Origin of the sequence: Mesorhizobium sp. M7A.F.Ca.US.005.03.2.1, from assembly GCF_003997795.1 — a bacterium.
Lineage (GTDB): Bacteria > Pseudomonadota > Alphaproteobacteria > Rhizobiales > Rhizobiaceae > Mesorhizobium > Mesorhizobium ciceri.
Map to the genome: position 1 here is coordinate 1 of NZ_RZRP01000897.1, position 2,418 is coordinate 2,418.

Sequence of the window (2,418 nt, forward strand, 5' to 3'; positions counted from 1 at the left end):
CCAGGACCGGCGGCGTGGCGCCGCAAGAAATGATGCGCACCTTCAACTGCGGCATCGGCATGATCCTCGCCGTTGCTTCCGGCCAGGCGGCGCAGGTGGCAGCGGTGCTACAGGAAGCCGGCGAGACGGTGACGCCGATCGGCCGCATCGTGCCGCGCCGCGACGCAGGCGTCATCTATCGGGGTTCGATCGGCCTATGAGCGCGCAGAGGAAACGCACCGTTGTCCTGATCTCGGGACGCGGCTCCAACATGACCGCGCTGATTGCCGCGGCCAGCGACCCGTCGTTCCCGGCCGAGATCGTCGGTGTCATTTCCGATAAGGCGGATGCCGCCGGGCTCGGCATCGCCAGGGCGCGCGGCATCGCCACGCAGGTCGTCTCACGTGCCGACCACGGCAGCAAGCAGGCGCATGACGCCGCCATCGACGCGGCCCTTACGGCCTTCAACGCCGAGATCGTGGCGCTGGCCGGCTATATGCGCATCCTCAGCCCCGGCTTCGTCCAGAAATGGCAGGGCCGCATGATCAATATCCACCCTGCCCTGCTGCCGGCCTTCAAGGGGCTCGACACCCATGCGCGCGCGCTGGCCGCCGGCATCCGCATCCATGGCTGCACCGTGCACTTCGTCACCTCCGAGATGGATGACGGCCCGATCATCGCACAGGCGGCCGTGCCGGTGATGGTCGGCGACACCGCCGATACATTGGCAGCCCGCGTGCTGAAGACCGAACACCGGCTCTATCCGCTGGCGCTGGGGCTGGTCGCCGAAGGCAAGGCGCGCATGGAGTCCGGCCGCACCGTGCTTGCCCACTTTGCCGACGATGCCGACAACGGCACCTCGGTGGTGATGGCCCCGGATCCGCTGCGCGAGGAAGCCGACCTCGAGCATCTGGCGCGCATCACGCCTTGAGCTTAGAGCGGCGATGAAACAGCTTCTCCTGCTTCGTCACGCCAAATCCAGCTGGGACGACCCTGATCTCGATGATTTCGACCGGCCCTTGGCCGAACGCGGAGTGAAGGCAGCCCGGTTGATGGGGCGCGAGCTTGCGACGCGCGGCTGGCTGCCGGACCTGGCGCTGGTGTCGGCGGCGCTGCGCACCCGCGACACCTGGCGGCTGGTGGCGGCGGAATTGCCCGTCCCGCCCCAGGTCGCATTCCTCAAGGCGCTGTACGATGCTTCAGCGGCGGACATTCTGAGCCAGATTGGTCAAACCGACGCTTCGAGCGGCAGCTTGCTGGTAATTGGCCACAATCCGGGCCTGGAGCAGTTGGCCAGACAGCTTGCCGGGCCGGGGTCAGACGCCAAGGCGATCGCGAGACTTGAGGAAAAATTCCCGACGGCAGCCCTCGCCCGGGTGGTCTTCAAAGGCGATTGGTCCGTCGTGTCCCCCGCCCGGCTGACACATTGCTTGCGGCCCAAGGACCTGGGCGGCTAGTGTCCATGGCAGGTGCGGCAGGCCAAACCCGCCGCACACCCGCTTGAGCCGTCAGTTTCCCCAGTTGCCCTGGCCGGATTCCGGCTGGACCGAATCGGGCGTCAGCGTGAGGTCGCGGTGCTTGACCTGCCTGTGGGTCGAAGCCGTGTAGCTGTGGTCGACATTGACCGCGTGCGAGGTGACGGCCGGCTGATTGACATTGTCCGAACCATAGTTGTCGCTGCCGGCAAAAGCGGCACCAGTGGCAACGAGGATGGCGGCGGCGGTAAGAGCGATCCTGTTCATTCTATTTACTCCGGTATTCCTGATTCTGTCCGTCTAGTGGCGTGCCCCTGGGGAGGAAATTTCGCGTCGCTCGGACAGCCTCGATCTGGGTTTTTCGTGCGCCGACTTCCAATCACGAAGACGTTCCCTCACGCGCGGCATCGGGACCTCGAACGTCGGCCAAGGGATTGAGCTCACCCTGTTTTATCAATTTATCTCAGACGCTTATAAGGAGGGTGCCTGACGCATGATGCGGCGGTTCATCGAGCCAGCGCTCGCCATCCGTTCACGATTCGTCAACATAAATTGAACCAGCTGGTTCGATTTACGATCGGCGCTCCGACACCGATGCCGTCGGCCGAAATCCTGCTCATGCATAAAAAAACAAGAGCGGCGGGCAAGGCCCACCGCTCTTTGTGGTCGCAGACTTCAGAAATCAACGACCCCAGATGCCCTGGCCCGACTGAGCCGGCACGTTGGCATTGGCATCACCCTGCGTCTTTACGGACTTCGGGATCGAGCCGGTGTGCGTGGTGTCGATGTCGGACACGGACTGGTTCGCAACAGGCTGGTTGGCATTGTAAGAGCCGTAGTTGTCGCTGCCGGCAAAAGCGGTGCCCGTGGCAACGAGGATGGCGGCGGCGGTAAGAGCGATCTTGGTCATTTTAATTACTCCTGAGTTCAAGATTGGGTCGATATCGGCAGTCGCGATTAGCGG

The 2,418-nt window shown here is 63.9% G+C and carries 5 protein-coding genes; 3 read left to right on the forward strand and 2 right to left on the reverse strand.

The window, feature by feature from the left end:
• From EN991_RS32160 to EN991_RS32170, 3 genes are all read left to right on the forward strand, one after another.
• A partial coding sequence (locus EN991_RS32160; RefSeq protein WP_245461135.1) for an AIR synthase-related protein occupies positions 1-200 on the forward strand: 200 nt, incomplete at its 5' end.
• Positions 197-910, forward strand: coding sequence for a phosphoribosylglycinamide formyltransferase (purN, locus tag EN991_RS32165; RefSeq protein ID WP_013532446.1), 714 nt, complete (start codon positions 197-199; stop codon positions 908-910). The genes EN991_RS32160 and purN, both read left to right, overlap by 4 nt.
• A 13-nt stretch (positions 911-923) precedes the next feature.
• Complete coding sequence (locus EN991_RS32170; protein WP_127370258.1) at positions 924-1,436, forward strand: histidine phosphatase family protein; 513 nt, start codon at positions 924-926, stop codon at positions 1,434-1,436.
• A 51-nt stretch (positions 1,437-1,487) separates the two neighbouring features.
• Here EN991_RS32170 and EN991_RS32175 read toward each other — a convergent pair whose 3' ends face one another.
• Positions 1,488-1,721, reverse strand: a complete 234-nt coding sequence (locus EN991_RS32175) for a DUF680 domain-containing protein (protein WP_127370259.1) — start codon at positions 1,719-1,721, stop codon at positions 1,488-1,490.
• A gap of 415 nt (positions 1,722-2,136) precedes the next feature.
• Complete coding sequence (locus EN991_RS32180; RefSeq protein WP_013532449.1) at positions 2,137-2,364, reverse strand: DUF680 domain-containing protein; 228 nt, start codon at positions 2,362-2,364, stop codon at positions 2,137-2,139.
• Positions 2,365-2,418 lie beyond the last annotated feature (54 nt).